This is a genomic window from Pseudomonas sp. SK2, from assembly GCF_016772395.1.
Classification (GTDB): domain Bacteria; phylum Pseudomonadota; class Gammaproteobacteria; order Pseudomonadales; family Pseudomonadaceae; genus Aquipseudomonas; species Aquipseudomonas taiwanensis.
The window spans coordinates 566,122-583,243 of sequence record NZ_CP061944.1 but is presented as its reverse complement, the minus strand read 5'-3'; the positions used below and the strand labels follow the sequence as shown (position 1 = coordinate 583,243).

General features: G+C 63.2%; 16 protein-coding genes. 6 read left to right on the top strand and 10 right to left on the bottom strand.

Annotated elements, in window-relative coordinates:
• Positions 1–8: 8 nt before the first annotated feature.
• Both tsaE and IF103_RS02530 read right to left on the bottom strand, forming a co-directional pair.
• Positions 9–482 carry a tRNA (adenosine(37)-N6)-threonylcarbamoyltransferase complex ATPase subunit type 1 TsaE gene (tsaE, locus tag IF103_RS02535; RefSeq protein ID WP_023378464.1) on the bottom strand — a complete coding sequence of 158 codons (474 nt, stop codon included), beginning with the start codon at positions 480–482 and terminating at the stop codon, positions 9–11.
• Complete coding sequence (locus IF103_RS02530; protein ID WP_202675840.1) at positions 470–1,330, bottom strand: NAD(P)H-hydrate dehydratase; 861 nt, start codon at positions 1,328–1,330, stop codon at positions 470–472. Before IF103_RS02530 ends, tsaE begins: the two co-directional genes overlap by 13 nt.
• Before the next feature lie 65 nt (positions 1,331–1,395).
• Here IF103_RS02530 and queG point away from each other — a divergent pair, with 65 nt between their 5' ends.
• Positions 1,396–2,460, top strand: coding sequence for a tRNA epoxyqueuosine(34) reductase QueG (gene queG, locus IF103_RS02525; RefSeq protein WP_104882236.1), 1,065 nt, complete (start codon positions 1,396–1,398; stop codon positions 2,458–2,460).
• A 151-nt stretch (positions 2,461–2,611) separates the two neighbouring features.
• On the opposite strand, the gene IF103_RS02520 is transcribed toward queG, so the two are convergent.
• Complete coding sequence (locus IF103_RS02520) at positions 2,612–3,223, bottom strand: trimeric intracellular cation channel family protein (RefSeq protein WP_023378461.1); 612 nt, start codon at positions 3,221–3,223, stop codon at positions 2,612–2,614.
• A gap of 91 nt (positions 3,224–3,314) precedes the next feature.
• Complete coding sequence (gene orn / locus IF103_RS02515; RefSeq protein WP_023378460.1) at positions 3,315–3,857, bottom strand: oligoribonuclease; 543 nt, start codon at positions 3,855–3,857, stop codon at positions 3,315–3,317.
• Positions 3,858–4,003: 146 nt separating this feature from the next.
• Between orn and rsgA the strand changes: the two genes are divergently transcribed.
• On the top strand, positions 4,004–5,035 hold the full coding sequence (rsgA, locus tag IF103_RS02510; protein WP_023378459.1) for a small ribosomal subunit biogenesis GTPase RsgA: 1,032 nt from the start codon (positions 4,004–4,006) through the stop codon (positions 5,033–5,035).
• 35 nt (positions 5,036–5,070) lie between these two features.
• Here rsgA and motB read toward each other — a convergent pair whose 3' ends face one another.
• Complete coding sequence (gene motB / locus IF103_RS02505; protein WP_023378458.1) at positions 5,071–6,093, bottom strand: flagellar motor protein MotB; 1,023 nt, start codon at positions 6,091–6,093, stop codon at positions 5,071–5,073.
• A gap of 3 nt (positions 6,094–6,096) precedes the next feature.
• Positions 6,097–6,948 carry a flagellar motor stator protein MotA gene (gene motA / locus IF103_RS02500; protein ID WP_023378457.1) on the bottom strand — a complete coding sequence of 284 codons (852 nt, stop codon included), beginning with the start codon at positions 6,946–6,948 and terminating at the stop codon, positions 6,097–6,099.
• 130 nt (positions 6,949–7,078) lie between these two features.
• On the opposite strand from motA, the gene IF103_RS02495 reads away from it, so the two are divergent.
• Genes IF103_RS02495 through asd form a run of 3 tightly spaced genes read left to right on the top strand, consistent with a single transcriptional unit; the run spans position 7,079 to position 10,341 of the window.
• Positions 7,079–8,614: an HDOD domain-containing protein gene (locus tag IF103_RS02495; protein ID WP_023378456.1), complete on the top strand. Its 1,536-nt coding sequence runs from the start codon at positions 7,079–7,081 to the stop codon at positions 8,612–8,614.
• Positions 8,615–8,658: 44 nt separating this feature from the next.
• Positions 8,659–9,468 carry a rhodanese-like domain-containing protein gene (locus IF103_RS02490; protein ID WP_202675839.1) on the top strand — a complete coding sequence of 270 codons (810 nt, stop codon included), beginning with the start codon at positions 8,659–8,661 and terminating at the stop codon, positions 9,466–9,468.
• A gap of 9 nt (positions 9,469–9,477) precedes the next feature.
• Entirely contained in the window at positions 9,478–10,341 is an 864-nt protein-coding gene (gene asd, locus IF103_RS02485; protein ID WP_202675838.1) for an archaetidylserine decarboxylase, read from the top strand.
• Positions 10,342–10,393: 52 nt separating this feature from the next.
• Here asd and IF103_RS02480 read toward each other — a convergent pair whose 3' ends face one another.
• Positions 10,394–10,795, bottom strand: coding sequence for a lectin OAA family protein (locus tag IF103_RS02480; RefSeq protein ID WP_027907962.1), 402 nt, complete (start codon positions 10,793–10,795; stop codon positions 10,394–10,396).
• A gap of 257 nt (positions 10,796–11,052) precedes the next feature.
• Positions 11,053–12,267: a phosphoserine phosphatase SerB gene (serB, locus tag IF103_RS02475; RefSeq protein ID WP_023378452.1), complete on the bottom strand. Its 1,215-nt coding sequence runs from the start codon at positions 12,265–12,267 to the stop codon at positions 11,053–11,055.
• 135 nt (positions 12,268–12,402) lie between these two features.
• Here serB and IF103_RS02470 point away from each other — a divergent pair, with 135 nt between their 5' ends.
• Positions 12,403–13,860 carry an AhpA/YtjB family protein gene (locus tag IF103_RS02470; protein ID WP_027907961.1) on the top strand — a complete coding sequence of 486 codons (1,458 nt, stop codon included), beginning with the start codon at positions 12,403–12,405 and terminating at the stop codon, positions 13,858–13,860.
• Between the two features lie 110 nt (positions 13,861–13,970).
• Here IF103_RS02470 and IF103_RS02465 read toward each other — a convergent pair whose 3' ends face one another.
• On the bottom strand, positions 13,971–14,681 hold the full coding sequence (locus IF103_RS02465; RefSeq protein ID WP_104882238.1) for a PqiC family protein: 711 nt from the start codon (positions 14,679–14,681) through the stop codon (positions 13,971–13,973).
• Between the two features lie 175 nt (positions 14,682–14,856).
• Entirely contained in the window at positions 14,857–17,115 is a 2,259-nt protein-coding gene (parC, locus tag IF103_RS02460) for a DNA topoisomerase IV subunit A (protein ID WP_023378448.1), read from the bottom strand.
• Positions 17,116–17,122: the final 7 nt, after the last annotated feature.

Here is a 17,122-nt window from a genome sequence, read left to right as displayed (position 1 = left end):
TACCCCACTTACTGTTTATAGTCTTTGGCCAGTGCCAGGCACCATGCCTCGCCGCGAGCCCCCTGCGGCGACAGGTTCAGCGAGCGTCCGCCCGCTTGGGGGCTTATGGTAATGGTCAGGTCAGGCTTTGGCAAAACGCCCGCACCCTTTTGTGGCCACTCGAACAGACACAACGGGTCACCTTCGAAATAGTCACGAATCCCCATGAACTCGAGCTCTTCAGGATCGACCAGGCGGTACAGGTCGAAATGGAAGGCGCGCACATCACCGATTTCGTAGGGCTCGACCACGGTGAACGTGGGGCTTTTCACTGCCCCCGTATGGCCCAGGCCGCGAATCAGGCCCCGCGACAGCGTGGTCTTGCCCGCGCCCAGGTCGCCTTCGAGAAAGATCACGCCGTGACCGCCGGTCACTCCAGCCAGCTTCGCACCAAAGGCGACCATGGCCTCTTCATCGGCCAGAAAAAGGGTTATGCCTGACACGCAGAATGCTCCTCCAACAACTCACGAATGACCGGCGCCAGATCACTGGCCGCCAAGCCTCTACCTTCGACGCCCAGACGCTCACCCGCGCAAGCATGCAGCCATACGCCGAGGCAGGCTGCACGCCAGGCATCCTGCCCCTGGGCCAGCAATGCCCCCAGCACGCCGGTCAGCACATCGCCGAGGCCTGCTCCGGCCATCGCCGGATGACCACGCTCACACAATGCCAACCGCCCTGATGGGTCGGCTACCAGTGAGCCCGCCCCCTTGAGCACGCTCACACTGGCATAGCGGCGAGCCAGCTTACGCGCCGCCCCAGGTCGATCCGCCTGCACCGCCTCGGTGGAAATACCCAGCAGACGCGCAGCCTCACCAGGGTGTGGGGTGAGGATGCTCCCGCTGGGCAAGGCCAAAGGCGTGCGTGCCAGCAGATTCAGAGCATCGGCATCCCACACCTGAGGTTGATCGGCATTGGCTACCGCAGACAGCAGGCTGCGTCCCCAGGCAGCCTGCCCGAGGCCTGGGCCGACAACCAGCACCGACGCCCGCTCCAGCACGCTCACCAGTTGGTTCGCCGAACTCACCCCAAGGCACATCACCTCGGGCAGCCGAGCCAGGCCCGCTGCAACGTGCTCGGGACGGGTGGCCACACTGACCAGCCCGGCACCACAGCGCAATGCCGCCTCGGCACTGAGCAACACGGCGCCCCCGGTGCCGAGGTCGCCGCCCACCACCAGCACGTGGCCAAAATCGCCTTTGTGAGCCTGTGCAGAACGTGCAGGCAGGCCCGCGACGGTCTCGCGGTCGAGTCGCAGCGGGGCATTGCCGGGTTGTTTGGTCTGGGGCATGGGGTCAAAGGCTCCAATGTCTGGCAGAATTATACGCACCTGAGCCTGTATTGCCTTACCCATCCATGCCTGTCTCCACACCTGACCTCGCCGCACTGGCCCAATCGATCAAGGATTTCGGCCGCGAACTCGGTTTTGCCCACGTTGGCATCGCCGGCGTCGACCTTGGCGAGCACGAACAGCACCTGCAGCGCTGGCTGGATGCAGGCTACCAGGGCGAGATGGACTACCTGGCGACCCACGGCAGCAAGCGCTCGCACCCCGACCAGCTGATTCCTGGCACCCTTCGGGTGGTGTCGCTGCGCATGGACTACCTGCCCGGCGATACCCAGATGGCCCAGCGCCTGGCCCAGCCGGAAAAAGCCTACGTCTCGCGCTACGCCCTGGGCCGCGACTACCACAAGCTGGTGCGCAAGCGCGTGCAGCATCTGGCCGACCGCATCCAGGAGGTGATCGGCCCCTTCGGCTATCGCGCCTTCGTCGACAGTGCCCCGGTGCTGGAAAAGGCCATTGCCGAACAGGCCGGGCTTGGCTGGATTGGCAAGAACACCCTGCTGCTCAACCGCAAAGCCGGAAGCTACTTCTTCCTCGCCGAACTGTTCGTCGACCTGCCGTTACCGGTGGACGAAGCCCACACCAGCGAGCACTGCGGACGCTGCCAGGCATGCCTGGACATCTGTCCGACCCAGGCGTTCGTGGGGCCCTACGTGCTGGATGCCAGGCGCTGTATCTCCTACCTGACCATCGAGCTCAAGGGTGCCATTCCGGTGGAACTGCGCGCGATGATCGGCAACCGGGTATTCGGTTGCGACGACTGCCAGATCGTCTGCCCGTGGAACCGATTCGCCAGCCACACCCGCGAGGACGACTTCATGCCTCGACACGGGCTGGAGAACAGCGAACTGGCCGAGATGTTCCTGTGGGACGAGAGGACCTTCCTGCGCAAGACCGAAGGAGGGCCATTGCGCCGCGCCGGGTACGAGCGCTGGCTGCGCAACCTGGCGGTGGGGTTGGGCAATGCGCCGACTACGATTCCGGTGCTGGAAGCGTTGAAGGCGCGCCGGGACGACCCTTCGGCGCTGGTGCGCGAGCACGTGGAATGGGCGCTGGGGCGGCATGGAGCGCTGTAGAGGAGGTCGAAGCTGGCGGGGTCGTCTCGCAGCGTTCAGTGCGCGGGAGATCGAGCGCCGCCCGCGCGGGCGTATCGCGAGCAACGCTCGCGCCTACCGCGATCTCAGGCCCATTCGAACCACTGGCATTACTGCCCGTCGCAGCCCGCTCTTACTGCTGGTCGTTATAGTGAAACTTGGGCATTTCCCAATGGAACCTGATTGCCAACAAGCGCAACAGGAACCCACCGAACAAGGTCAGTAGCATGGCCTGCTCCGCTGGCACCTGGAAATGCACGCACCCCAGGTAGAACCAAGCCGCCGCGAACGACACACTGGCATACAGCTCCCGACGGAACACCAGCGGAATATCGTTGCAGAAGATATCCCGCAAGATCCCGCCAAACACCCCGGTGATCACTCCGCTGATCGAGGCCACCAGCATCCCCTGCCCCATCTCCAGCGCCGTCATGCAGCCAATCAGGGTAAAGGCCACCAGCCCCAGCGCATCGAGCACCAGGAACAACGAGCGCAGGCGACGCATCATCGGCGCGATGAAAATCGTCAGCAGCGCAGCGCAGCTGGTCAGCACCAGGTACTCCGGGTGCTTCACCCAGGTCAACGGATAATGGCCGAGCAAGACATCACGCACCGAGCCGCCCCCAAGGGCCGTGACGCAGGCGATCAGCACCACGCCAAACCAGTCCATGCCACGTCGACCGGCGGACAAGGCGCCGGTCATGGCTTCTGCGGTGATGGCAATGAGATAGAGCATCAACAACATGGTGCAGGTCCCTGCGAAAAAGGCGCGCAGTCTAACCAGTTGCCAAGGGCACCAAAAGAGGGCGTGCAGACAATATCTGCACCCTCACGGCTCAAACCTTGATGAAGTGCTCGCGATAGTGGCGCAATTCGGCGATCGATTCGCGGATATCGTCCAGCGCCAGATGGGTTCCGCCCTTCTTGAAGCTGTCGCGCACGTTAGGCGCCCAGCGTGCGGCCAACTCCTTGAGGGTCGAGACGTCAAGGTTGCGGTAGTGGAAGTAGTTTTCCAGCTCGCGCATGTGCCGGTAAAGGAAACGGCGGTCCTGACAGATGCTGTTGCCGCAGATCGGCGACTTGCCTTTGGGCACCCACTGTTCGAGGAAAGCGATGGTCTGCGCCTCGGCCTCGGCCATGCTGATACTGCTCTCGCGCACGCGCTGGGTCAGCCCCGAGGCACCGTGGGTGCGAGTGTTCCATTCGTCCATGCGCGCCAGCACTTCGTCACTGTGGTGGATGGCGATCACCGGGCCTTCGGCCAAGGTGTTCAGGTCGCTGTCGGTAACGATGGTGGCCATCTCGATGATGACGTCGTTGTCCGGATCCAGGCCGGTCATTTCCAGATCGATCCAGATCAGGTTCTGTGGGTTCTGCATGAAAGGGGCTCCTCGTATAGGCCGTCATAGTAGCCTAGCGGGGCTGACCGATGCATTCGAAGCGCAAAGGTAACGAGAATGGTCCGTCGCCCGGCATGCTAAACTGCGTGCCGTTTTCTTTTGTGCACCGCCAACACGGAACCTTCATGGCCAAACGCCAGCTCAACCGCCGCCAGAACTGGCGCATCGAAAAAATCCAGAACGAGCGCGCCGCTCGCGCCGCCAAACGCGAGCAGCATGTCCTGCAGGAGCTGGAGGGCGGCGACCTGGGGCCGGAGCAATTGGGCCTGGTGATCGCCCACTTCGGCGTACAAGTCGAGGTCGAGGCCCAGGACGGCGAGGTTGCCGGCCAGGTGTTTCGCTGCCACCTGCGGGCCAACCTGCCAGCGCTGGTGACCGGCGACCGCGTAGTCTGGCGTGCAGGCAACCAAGGCATCGGCGTGATCGTCGCGCAGATGCCCCGCAGTACCGAGCTGTGCCGACCGAACAACCATGGCCAGCTCAAACCGGTGGCGGCCAACGTCGACTTGATCGTGATCGTCTTCGCCCCGGCGCCCGAACCGCACCCCAACCTGATCGACCGCTACCTGGTGGCCGCCGAGCACGCCGGTATTCGCCCGCTGCTGCTGCTGAACAAGGCCGACCTCATCAACGAAGAGAACGGCCCGGCGCTGCATGCGCTGCTCGAGGTCTACCGCGACCTGGGCTACCCGCTGCTTGAGGTTTCGGCGCATCACGGCGATGGCATGCAACGCCTGCAGCAGATGCTGAACGAGCACATCAGCGTGTTCGTCGGTCAATCCGGGGTTGGCAAGTCTTCGCTGGTCAACAGCCTGCTGCCCGAGGCCAGCACCCGCGTCGGCGATCTGTCGGAGTGGTCGGGCCAAGGCACCCACACCACCACTACCGCACGGCTGTACCACTTCCCCAACGGCGGCGACCTGATCGACTCACCGGGGATCCGTGAGTTCGGCCTGGGTCACGTCAGCCGCAACGATGTCGAGGATGGATTCATCGAGTTTCGCGACCTGTTCGGGACGTGCCGCTTCCGCGACTGCAAGCATGATCGCGAGCCGGGTTGCGCACTGCTCAAGGCGCTGGAGGATGGGCGCATCAAGCAGCAGCGGATGAACAGCTACCGCTCGATCATCGCCAGTTTGCCCGAAGACAGTTACTGAGCCTCGGCAATGGGCCGCAAAGCGGCCCTGACCGGCTACTGGTCCTTGGCCTCGTCCATCTTCAACACACCGTCTTCGAAGATGTTCAGCTTCTGCCGTAGCTCACGCGGCTGCATCGGTGCCTCGGTCGGCGCCGGCGCCGCCGATGCTCCGGGTGCTCCAGGCGCTGCGGGCGCGGGCGTCTCGGCAGGCGGCGTCTCCGGTGTACCTTGCTCACCCTCGATGGTGCGTTGGGCCTTTTTCGTCAGCACGATGATGTCGATACGCCGGTTGACCGGGTTGAACGGGTTCTTGCGATCGAACAGCGACGATGAGGCATAGCCTACTACCCGCGCCACCTGCTCATCCGGGTAGCCGCCTGCGACAAGTGCACGGCGCGCCGCATTGGCTCGGTTGGCCGAAAGCTCCCAGTTGCCGAACTCGCCGGTACCGGCATAAGGCTTGGCATCGGTGTGACCGCTGATGCTGATCTTGTTAGGCACCGCCTTGATGGTGTCAGCCATGGCCAGCAGGATATCTTCGAAGTACGGCTGCAGGCGTGCGCTGCCCAGGTCGAACATCGGGCGGTTCTCGGCGTCCATGATCTGGATACGCAAGCCGTCCTGGGTGATCTCGAAGAGAATCTGGTCCTTGAACTTCTGCAGCTGCGGGTTCTCCTCGACTTTGTTCTGCAACTCCTGCAGCAGCAGTTCGAGGCGCTCGCGCTCCACCTGCTCGGCCATGGTTTGCACCTGGTCTTCGTTCAGCTGAATGCTGGTATCAGGTGTAGGCTCGGATTTTTGCTCCGGGTTGATGGTCTTTTCCGGAGCCAACTGCGGCGAACCACCCAAGTCGATGATGAAGGGTGTGCCGCTTTCGGTGAATCCGATCGGGTCCTTGAAATAACCGGCGATGGCGAGTTTCTGCTCGGGCGTGGCGGTAGACAGCAACCACAACACCAGGAAGAACGCCATCATCGCCGTGGCGAAGTCGGCGAAGGCGATCTTCCAGGCGCCGCCATGGTGACCGCCGCCGTAGCGCTTGACGCGCTTGATGATTATCGGCTGGTTGTTTTCCATGACTCAGCGACCGCGAACCGCTTGTTCCAATTCGGCAAAGCTCGGACGATGCTTCGGATACAGCACCTTGCGACCGAACTCGACGGCCAGCGAAGGCGGCATACCAGAGGCCGAGGCCACCAGCGAGGCCTTGATCGCCTCGTAGAGGTTGAGTTCTTCCTTGGCATCGTGCTCCAGGCACTTGGCCAGTGGACCGAAGAAACCATAGGCCGCCAGAATACCGAAGAAGGTACCGACCAGCGCCGCACCCACGTGCAGACCGATCGACTTCTGGTCGCCATCACCCAGCGAAGCCATGGTCACCACGATACCCAGTACCGCCGCGACGATACCGAAACCGGGCATGCCGTCGGCGATGCCGTTGACCGCATGGGATGGGTGCTCGAGCTCTTCCTTCATGCTCAGCAGCTCCATGTCGAACAGCCCTTCCAGCTCGTGGGGCGCCATGTTGCCGGTGGACATGATGCGCAAGTAGTCGCAGATGAACGCGGTCATGCGCTCATCGCCAAGCACTGCGGGGTATTTTGCGAAGATCGGGCTGGCCGCTGCATCCTCGATATCGCTCTCGATGGCCATCATGCCTTCGCGACGGCTCTTGTTGAGGATTTCGTACACCAGGCCCAGCACCTCCAAGTAGAAGGTATGGGTAAAACGCGAGCCAAACATCTTCAGCGACTTCTTGATTACATGCATGGTCATGTAACCAGGGTTGGCCTGCATGAAGGCGCCGAAGGCCGCCCCACCGATGATCAGCACTTCGAACGGCTGGATCAGTGCCGCGATCTTGCCGTGGGAAAGCACGTACCCGCCGAGCACGCTCGCGAATACGACGATGATGCCGATAATTTTAGCCATAGGTTCAAAGCACTTGCAGTCGTGGTCAGGATGAGGGACGGGAGCCTTAAAACTCTTCTTCTACTTATCGGCAGAACTGCGCCAGACTATAGCCACTCAATGCGAAAAGCCAGTTCGGACTGATGTCAAAATGCCAATTGAAACTAAGGTACCTACTCAGGCTCCGCGTACATTAGACGCGTGGATCAAACTGCTGGACAGTGTCCGATTGCCGGTGCCGAAGCAGAGCCATGACACAGTATTGTCGGCGATCAACGACAGCCGCCGCTCCCTGCGCGACATTGCCGAACTGATGCAGGACAGCCCGGCCCTGGTGCTGTCAGTGATGCGCGAGGCCAATCACCCGGCCAACGCCAGCCTGGCGGAACCGGCCGAAAGCCTGGAAATCGCCCTCAATCGCCTGGGCCTGGGGCGTACCCGGGAACTGCTGATGCGCCTGCCCGCGCTGCCCGATGACGATATCCCGCCCGTGCTGCGCCAATTCCTGCTGATCAGCCAGCACGCCTCGCAGCAGGCCAACGGCCTGTTCGCCAGCCGCCTGGCGCGGCTGTGGCAAGAGATCCACTGGGGCAGCCTGCTGTTCCTGTCGCCCTTGTGGCCCATGGCCTTGGCCTACCCGAAGCTGCTCGATGCCTGGGAGCTGCGTGTTATCCACAAAGGCGAAGAGGCCGCAGAGGTCGAGTCCGAACTGTTTGGCGTGCGCATCCTGGCGCTGTGCCAAGCCGTGGCCGAGCACTGGCGCCTGTCGCAATGGGTGACACAAGGCTATCGCCTGCTGCTGGAAGAACGTGAGCAACTGAGCCAGATCCTGAGCATCGCCCGCGATCAGGACCTGCTGAGCCAGCAGCATCGCCTGGACGAAGCGCCCGCCCTGAGCCGCTGGTTCAATCAACCGGCCAACACCGTGCTGCTGGCCAACAACCTCGCGCTGGCGGCCCAGGTCGGCTGGGATAATCCGCACCTACTGCGCTGGCAGTTACTGACCGCGCTCTACCTGCAGACTTCGCTGGAAGACGTGCAGCAACAGGTTCACCAACAGGCGGCCGCCAGCGCCCGCCGCCACGCCAGGCATGCCCTGTTCCACCCTGCCGAAGCCCTTATCTGGCCATGGCATCAGCGCCGCCCGCACCCTGACATGCTGGCACCACCGCCCCCTACCCGCGAGGACCTGGGCGCCTGGCGCAAGCTGTGCGAGCAGATGCTCGCGCAACCCAGCCCATTCACCAACGCCGTGCACTTGTCCAACCAGGCGCGCCAAGCCTTGCAGGCATGCGGCATGCAGCGCATCCTGCTGTTGACCCTGGACAAGGCCAGCGACCTGCTGCGCGTCCAGCAAGCCGCCGGGCTGCCCAAGGAGGCGGCGGCGATCGCCTTGCCGGTTGCTCAGAACAGGCTGTTGCAGAAGCTGGTCAGCAAGGCCGGCCAGCTGCGCCTGACACCCGAAAACCATGCCCAGTTCTCAGCACTGCTGCCTCCCCCCCTACGCGCGTTCTTTCGCAGCGAGCATGTGTTGCTGCGTTCGCTGGCGGTCAACGACCAGGTGCTGATGCTGGCCGTGGCCGACCAGGGCGGCAAGCCACTGGCCGATGTCAGCGTGCAAGCTTTCGGCAAGACCGCGCAATGCATCGAGCGTGCTCTGGCGGTGTTTGCCACCCGCAACGCCTGAGCCTTGCGCTACAATCGCCCCTCTTTCCACACTGGAGAACGTGGATGACTGACTTTTCCGGATTGCCCCTGGTGATCGAACCCGAGGACCTGTTGCCACGCCTGAATTCGCCGCAACTGATCCTGGTCGACCTGAGCAGCGCCAACCGCTATGTCAGCGGGCATATCCCCGGGGCACGCTTCGTCGAGGGCAAGCGCACCCAGCTCGGCCAGCCGCCAGCGCCAGGCCTGCTGCCAGCCCTGACTGACCTGGAGAAGCTGTTCGGCGAACTCGGCCATCGCGACGATGCCGTCTATGTGGTCTACGACGATGAAGGGGGCGGCTGGGCCGGCCGCTTCATCTGGCTGCTGGATGTGATTGGTCACAAGGCCTACCACTACCTCAATGGCGGTATCCAGTCGTGGCCGGCCGACAAGCTGTCCACCGACGTGCCTGCCGCGGCCAGCACATCGGTGAGACTGCACCTGCACCAGGAGCCCACCGCCACCCGCGAATACCTGCAAAGCCGCCTGGGTGCCGACGACCTGGTGATCTGGGATGCCCGCGGCCCACAAGAGTTTTCTGGCGAGAAGGTGCTGGCGGCCAAGGGCGGACACATTCCAGGGGCCATCAACTTCGAGTGGACCGCAGGCATGGACCTCAACGACCACCTGCGCATCCGCAAGGACATCGCCGAAGTCCTCCAGAGCCTGGGCATCACGCCGGACAAGGAAGTGATCACCCACTGCCAGACCCACCGCCGCTCCGGTTTCACCTACCTGGTGGCCAAAGCCCTTGGCTACCCGCGCATCAAGGCTTACGCCGGTTCGTGGAGCGAATGGGGCAACCACCCGGACACGCCTGTAGAAATCTAAGGAACCTGCATGAAATCCCGTTTGTTCATCATCAGCCAGTACCTGCTGCCGCATCATCTGCTGTCGCGGCTGGCGGGCTGCATCGCCGAGTGCCGCGTGCGCTGGTTCAAGAATGCCTTTACCGCCTGGTTCGCCAAGCGCTACCAGGTGAACATGAACGAAGCACTGGTCGAAGACCTCACCGCCTACGAGCACTTCAACGCCTTCTTCACCCGCGCCCTCAAGCCAGGCGCGCGCCCGCTGGACGAAACCCCCGGCGCGATCCTTTGCCCGGCCGACGGTGCGGTGAGCCAACTGGGCCCGATCGAGCACGGCCGGATCTTCCAGGCCAAGGGCCACAGCTTCAGCGCGCTGGAGCTGCTGGGCGGCGACCCTGCCCTGGCGGCGCCCTTCATGGGCGGTGAATTCGCCACCATCTACCTGTCGCCCAAGGACTACCACCGCGTGCACATGCCGCTTGCCGGCACCCTGCGCGAAATGGTCTATGTGCCGGGCCGCCTGTTCTCGGTCAACCAGACCACCGCGGAGAACGTCCCCGAACTGTTCGCTCGCAACGAGCGTGTGGTCTGCCTGTTCGATACCGAGCGGGGCCCGATGGCCGTGGTGCTGGTCGGTGCGATGATCGTCGCCTCGATCGAAACCGTTTGGGCAGGCCTGGTCACGCCCCCCAAGCGTGAGCTGAAGACGTTCCGCTATGACGAAGGCAGCCGTGCGCCGATTCATCTGGAAAAAGGCGCCGAACTGGGTCGCTTCAAGCTGGGCTCGACCGCCATCGTGCTGTTCGGTCCAGAGCAAGTGAAGTGGGCCGAGTCGCTGGGCGCTGGCTCGGCGGTGCGCATGGGCCAGCTGCTGGCTCAGCCGCAACAAGGTTGATCGCTTCAACGCCCCCGGCGCAAGGCCGGGGGCGTCTTCTTGGCAGCAATGGCTAACCGAGCAGGCTGCGGAAGCCGATCGGGCCCTCGTTGTTGTAAGTGTTGGTACCGTTGAGAGTAAGCCCGCCATCCTCGGACCTGACGCTCAAGGCGACGACGCTCTGGTTGTCGCGCCCACCGATCACCCACTCCCCGCCCGGATGCCAAGGGGCACTGCTGCCACCCCACTGGTTCTGCACCTGGTAGCGGTTCTGCGCGATGCGCTTGCCCTGGAAGCCGATCGGTCCCTCGCCGGCATAGGTCATGACACCTTGCAGAGTCTGACCTCCATCGGTCGACTTGACGTCCACCGACACCACCTTCTGATTGTCGCGGCCACCGATTACCCAGATCCCGCCCGGGTGCCAAGGTGCCGAGTTACCGCCCCACTGATTCTCCACTGCGTACTTGAACATGAACTTCATCTCCTTGAAGTTGATAGCCACGAGGACTCCCCCCGGGCCAGTACGGTCGATGGGTGAACCGTACGGATCCAAGCCTAGATGGTGATCAAAGGATGACTTAGAACAGTTCGCAATCAGCGATGTAGCAGCCAGTTGCCACGCCCCTCAGCCCCGCAGACGCCGCCTTGTGCCGGGAAAGGGCCGCCAGGCGGCCCTCTGGCGACTCGAGGCCGCTCCCACGGTGCCGTGCAGGGCACCAGAGGCTGGGATCAACCCCGCGCGTCGCGGTCGCGCATGCCCAGCAAATACAGCACGCCGTCGAGGCCCAAGGTGGAAATCGCCTGTTTGGCCGACTGACGCACCAGTGGTTTGGCCCGGAAGGCCACGCCCAGGCCGGCCAGCGAGAGCATCGGCAAGTCGTTGGCACCGTCGCCCACGGCGATGGTCTGGTCCAGTTGCAGGCCCTCTTCGCTCGCCAGTTGCTGCAGCAGGTCGGCCTTGCGCTGGGCGTCGACGATCGGCTCCACGGCCACGCCGGTCACTTTGCCATCGACCACTTCCAGTTCGTTGGCGAACACATAGTCGATGCCCAGGCGCGCCTGGACCTGCTTGGCGAAGTAGGAGAAGCCGCCCGAGAGGATCGCGGTCTTGTAACCCAGGCGCTTGAGCTCGGCGAACAGGTTCTCGGCACCCTCGGTCAGACGCAGGGAAGCGCCGATCTCGTCCAGTACGCCCACATCCAGGCCCTTGAGCAGCGCCATGCGCTCCTTGAAGCTGGCGCGAAAATCCAGCTCGCCGCGCATCGCCCGCTCGGTGATCGCCGAGACCTGTTCGCCCACACCCGCGGCCTTGGCCAACTCGTCGATGACCTCGGCCTCAATCAGCGTCGAGTCCATGTCGAACACCGCCAGACGGCGATTGCGGCGATACAGGTCGTCCTTCTGGAAGGCGATGTCGATCTTCAACTCGTCCGACAGGGCGAAGAAGTCCGCGCGCAGGGCCTGGGCATCGCTCGGTTCGCCACGGACGGAGATCTCCAGGGCGGCCTTGCCTTTTTCCTGCTGGGCATCCAGCACCACCCGGGCCGACAGGCGCTCGATGCGCTCGATGGTCAGCTCGTACTTACTGATGACCGCACTCACCCGTTGCAATTGCTCGGGGGTGATCTTACGGCTGAGCAGCGTAACGATGTGGCGTGCCTCACCGTGACCGTCAGCCCAGTGCTGGTAGTCAGCCTCGGAAATGGGCGTGTAGCGCGCCTGCAGGTTCAGCTCATGGGCCTTGGCCTGGACGGCTTGCAGCAGGCGGGTGGACACTTCGTTGTCCGGGATATCGACCAGGATGCCGAACGACAACGTGCCATGCATGACCGCAAGACCTATGTCGAGGATGTTCACTCCGCCCTGGAGCAGGACGCCGGTAATGGCCGCAGTGAGACCGGGACGGTCCTCACCGGTGATGTTGATCAGGACGATTTCGCGCACAACCTGGCTCCGACTTCGATGAAAAATGCGCATTCTACCGATTTTCCGTGACCATCGGGCGCCAACGATACTTTGCCGACAAAACACGGCTCGCTATACTGCGCAACACTTTTCCGCCATAAAGAGCCGCGCTCTGTGAACCGGCCTACGCCCGTCAAACCAGACAACTTCTTCCTGATGATCTTCCGTGCCCTGCGCCAACGTCGCATTCCCCTGGCACTGCGCATCGCCATCACCAACATTTTCCTGGTGGCGCTAGCGTTAGTGATCTACGCCTGCGTGATGGGCCTGCAATTCAAGCAGGCCATGCACGAACAGGCCGACGCCCTTGGCCAGAGCCTGACCACCCAGACCGCCACCTCGGCGACCGAGTTGCTGGTGTCCAACGACATCCTCAGCCTCAACGTGCTGCTGGGCAACCTGGTGAAGAACCCGCTGGTAGCCCATGCCGCCATCTACAGCGTGGATAACCGCATACTGGCCGAAGCCGGCCAGCGCCCGCGCAATAGCCTGCTGGGCGAGGCCGAGGGCCTGTATCAGACCAAAATCACCTTCCAGGACGTGACCGCCGGGCAACTGCGCATCAGCCTGGACATGAGCCAGTTCCAGCAACCGATGCTGATCAGCCTGCAAAGCATGGGCATCCTGGCTGCGATCCTACTGGCACTGGCTTTGAGCCTGAGCCTGCGCCAGGGCCGTTACATCACCACGCCGCTGCTGCAACTGCGCGTATGGCTGCGTGATCCGCACCCCTATACCCCGGCTACCGACCGTCAGGATGAAATCGGCGACCTGGCTCGCCAACTGCACGCACGCCTGGCCCCTCCTCCGCCCCCGGAGCCGGAGGAAGAGGAAGACGACGAGGACAGCTTCGACGACCTGCACGACGTCGCCACCACCGCCAAGCCAGCACCACGAGCGCACGCCGTGGCGCAGGCGGACGACGAAGACGATGAGGCGTTTGCCGGGCTGTTGGACGAAGACAGCCCCCCCAAGGCCAGCGCTGTCTCCTCCAGCGAGCCGCAGAACACCGCAGTGCTAGCGGTCCAGCTGGGCTCCCAGGAGCAGCTGCGCCGTTTGCCACGCACACGCCTGACCGAGCTGCTGGAGCGTTACCGCGACTGCCTGGAACAAGCGGCGTCGCTGTACGAAGGCGAAACCTACACGCTCAATGACGGCAGCACCCTCGTGCTCTTCCACAGTGGCGACAGTGGCGAGGACTACCTGACCAATGCCATCTGCTGTGGCGAGTTGCTGCGCGCCTTGGGCCATGCACTGCAGATCGAAGTGGCGGACAGCGGTATTACCCTGCAACTGCAGTTGGGCCTGGTATCGGGCGATGATCTGCAAGGTATGGAGCAGGTCGACCTGCTGATGACCGAAAAGGCCCAGGACGCCCTGGCCCTGTCCCAGCACAGCCGCAACCTGCTGCTGGTCGAGCGCCAGATCAGCGATGACAACCTGATTCGCCAGCGGGCTCGTATCCGGCCGATCGCCAGCCCTGAAGGCGCATGCTGCGTAGAACGCTTGATGGAGCCTTATCCGTCGATGCTGGAGCGGCAACTGGCGCGCATGCACGAGCGCCGAGCCTGATCGCCGGCCAAGCGTTCCTGGAGCCGGCGCCCTGCAGAGGCTGCATGGCCAGAATGCCAGACACAAAAAAGCCCGCAGCGATGCGGGCCTTTTTTTGCCTGGCGGTTCGATCAGAACCGATAGACTTCCATATCGGTACGAATCGGTGACGCCATCGGAATCTTGGATTTCTCTGGCCCTTTCTTCACCTGCACCGGTGCAACGGGTTTCTTCGGCGCCTCTTCGGCGATGGCCGGTTGATTGGCCAACGGCTTGACCGCGGTGCTCAACTGTTCAGCCAGCTTCTGCAGCAACTGCCCCTGGGCTTGCACTTGCGAAGCTTCGCTACCCTCGTGCGGCTGCTCGAGGTGGACGATGCGGTTGTCACGGACGTGGCCACGACGGTCGAGCAGACGCCACTGGGCGTCGAGGATCGCCGGTTGGTTCTTGCCCGAATCCAGGCGGGTAATCGACAGCAGCACCTGCACGTCCGGCGTGAAGCCCGTGCTCGCCGGGGCCAGGACGACGCGCTGGCTGTCCAGGCGCCAGGCCAGCTGACGTACCAGCAATTGATCGATATCCGCCGACAGGCTGCCCGCCCAACGGCCATCGGTGGCCGAACTCAAGCTGCCGTCAGGCTGACGCTGCAGGAAGGTTTCGCGCTGCAGGTAATCGGCGATCGATACCGGGCCGAGCACCACGGCCATGCCCGCACTCTGCGAAGGCTGGCCGGGATCACCACTATCGAGTTGGTACAGGGCCATGGGCTGATGCATGCTGCATCCGCCCAGTCCCAGCAAACCCGTCATCAGCAGCGCAAATGGAAGGCGCAGGAATTTCATTCATCCCATCCAGGCGGTCGCCACCAGGCAAACCGCAGTGATACTCATGTAGATTCAATCGGGTACTCGGCCACGCCGGCACCACAAGGGCACTATCATCCGCGAAATATTGGCCCGACTCCAGCATTTCTGCCTGGAACGACGCTGAAATTGCCGTTCCAGACAGACTACTCGCTTATGCCGGGACTTCCACCTGCAACCCGTCTACCCGCTGGAACCCGCGTGGCAGCTTACTACCGCGTCGGCCCCGCTCACCCTTGTAGTGCTCAAGGTCATCTGGTTTCAGGGATAGGGTACGCTTGCCAGCTTGCAACACAAGAGTCGCTCCCTCGGCGATGACGGCCAAATCTGTGACAAATTCTTCACGGCTGGCCACTCGATCACCGGGCACGCCAATGATCTTGTTGCCCTTGCCCTTGGCCAACTGCGGCAGGTCGGCAACCTTGAACACCAGCAGGCGCCCTTCGCTCGTCACCGCGGCCAGCCAGTCCTGCTCACGGTTGGCCACCGGGCGCGGAGTCATCACCTTGGCACCGTTTGGCAGGCTCAGCAGGCCCTTGCCGGCCTTGTTCTTCGCCTGCAGGTCCTCGCCCTTGACCACGAAGCCGTAACCGGCGTCCGAAGCCACCACGTAGAGCGCATCGTCGTCCGGCAATAGCACGCACTCGAAGGTGGCACCTGGCGGCGGTGTCAGACGACCGGTCAGTGGCTCACCCTGGCCCCGTGCCGAAGGCAGGGTGTGCGCAGCCAGCGAATAGCTGCGGCCGGTCGAGTCGATGAGCACGGCAAACTGGTTGGAGCGACCAGCAGCCGCCGCCTTGAAGCCGTCGCCCGCCTTGTACGAAAGCCCGGTGGCATCGATATCGTGGCCTTTGGCGCAGCGTACCCAGCCCTTTTCCGACAACACCACGGTCACAGGCTCAGTCGGCATCAGCTCATTTTCCGACAGCGCCTTGGCCTCTGCGCGCTCGACGATCGGCGAACGGCGGTCGTCGCCGTAGGTTTCAGCGTCCTTGATCAGCTCGCTGCGCACCAGCTTGCGCAGTTTCGCATCGCTGCCAAGCAGCGCGAGCAGCTTGGCCTGTTCCTTGAGCAACTCGTCCTGCTCGCCACGGATTTTCATTTCTTCCAGGCGAGCCAGCTGGCGCAAGCGGGTTTCAAGGATGTACTCGGCCTGGATTTCAGTCAGGTCGAAACGCGCGATCAGGGCCTGCTTGGGCTGGTCCTCGGTGCGGATGATGTGGATCACTTCGTCCAGGTTGAGGAACGCGGTGAGCAAACCCTCCAACAGGTGCAGGCGCTTCTCGACCTTTTCCAGACGGTGCTGCAGGCGGCGGCGGACAGTACCGATGCGGTATTCCAACCACTCCAGCAACAGCGCACGCAGATTCTTGAGCTGCGGACGGCCATCCAGACCAATGATGTTGACGTTGACCCGATAACTGCTTTCCAGATCAGTGGTAGCGAACAGGTGCTGCATCAGTTCGGCGGCATCCACACGGTTGGAACGCGGGATGATGACGATACGGCAAGGGTTCTCGTGGTCCGACTCATCGCGCAGGTCGGCAACCATCGGCAGCTTCTTTGCCTGCATCTGCGCGGCGATCTGCTCCAGCACCTTGGCACCGGAGACCTGATGCGGCAGCGCGGTGACCACGATATCGCCGTCTTCGACGCGATAGACCGCACGCATGCGGATCGAGCCGCGGCCACTTTCGTAGATCTTGAGGATCTCGGCACGCGGCGTGACGATTTCGGCTTCGGTCGGGTAATCCGGGCCCTGGATATGCTCGCACAGTTGCTCGATGGTGGCCTTGGGCTCGTCGAGCAGGCGCACACAGGCGCTGGCCACCTCGCGCAGGTTGTGCGGCGGCACGTCGGTCGCCATGCCCACGGCGATACCCGTGGTGCCGTTGAGCAGGATGTTCGGCAGGCGCGCCGGCAGCACCGCCGGCTCCTGCAAGGTACCGTCGAAGTTCGGCACCCAGTCCACCGTACCTTGGCCCAGCTCGCTGAGCAGCACTTCGGAGTAACGCGACAGGCGCGCCTCGGTGTAACGCATCGCGGCGAACGACTTCGGATCATCCGGCGCACCCCAGTTACCCTGGCCATCGACCAGGGTGTAGCGGTAGCTGAACGGCTGCGCCATCAACACCATCGCTTCGTAGCAGGCCGAGTCGCCGTGGGGGTGGAACTTGCCGAGCACGTCACCGACGGTACGGGCGGATTTCTTGTGCTTGGCGTCGGCATCGAGCCCCAACTCGCTCATGGCGTAGACGATGCGTCGCTGCACCGGCTTCAGGCCGTCGCCGATATGCGGCAGGGCCCGGTCCATGATCACGTACATGGAATAGTTGAGGTAGGCCTGTTCGGTGAAGTCAGCCAGCGAGCGGCGTTCGACGCCGTCGAGGCTGAGTTCCAGTGAGTCGCTCATGCGGGCC

Bases quoted from the DNA above. Each gene is read 5' to 3' on its own strand.
- IF103_RS02530 (WP_202675840.1), bottom strand. From the start codon at position 1,330: ATGCCCCAGACCAAACAACCCGGCAATGCCCCGCTGCGACTCGACCGC.
- queG (WP_104882236.1), top strand. From the start codon at position 1,396: ATGCCTGTCTCCACACCTGACCTCGCCGCACTGGCCCAATCGATCAAG.
- IF103_RS02520 (WP_023378461.1), bottom strand. From the start codon at position 3,223: ATGTTGTTGATGCTCTATCTCATTGCCATCACCGCAGAAGCCATGACC.
- orn (WP_023378460.1), bottom strand. From the start codon at position 3,857: ATGCAGAACCCACAGAACCTGATCTGGATCGATCTGGAAATGACCGGC.
- rsgA (WP_023378459.1), top strand. From the start codon at position 4,004: ATGGCCAAACGCCAGCTCAACCGCCGCCAGAACTGGCGCATCGAAAAA.
- motB (WP_023378458.1), bottom strand. From the start codon at position 6,093: ATGGAAAACAACCAGCCGATAATCATCAAGCGCGTCAAGCGCTACGGC.
- motA (WP_023378457.1), bottom strand. From the start codon at position 6,948: ATGGCTAAAATTATCGGCATCATCGTCGTATTCGCGAGCGTGCTCGGC.
- IF103_RS02495 (WP_023378456.1), top strand. From the start codon at position 7,079: ATGCCAATTGAAACTAAGGTACCTACTCAGGCTCCGCGTACATTAGAC.
- IF103_RS02490 (WP_202675839.1), top strand. From the start codon at position 8,659: ATGACTGACTTTTCCGGATTGCCCCTGGTGATCGAACCCGAGGACCTG.
- asd (WP_202675838.1), top strand. From the start codon at position 9,478: ATGAAATCCCGTTTGTTCATCATCAGCCAGTACCTGCTGCCGCATCAT.
- IF103_RS02480 (WP_027907962.1), bottom strand. From the start codon at position 10,795: ATGTTCAAGTACGCAGTGGAGAATCAGTGGGGCGGTAACTCGGCACCT.
- IF103_RS02465 (WP_104882238.1), bottom strand. From the start codon at position 14,681: ATGAAATTCCTGCGCCTTCCATTTGCGCTGCTGATGACGGGTTTGCTG.
- parC (WP_023378448.1), bottom strand. From the start codon at position 17,115: ATGAGCGACTCACTGGAACTCAGCCTCGACGGCGTCGAACGCCGCTCG.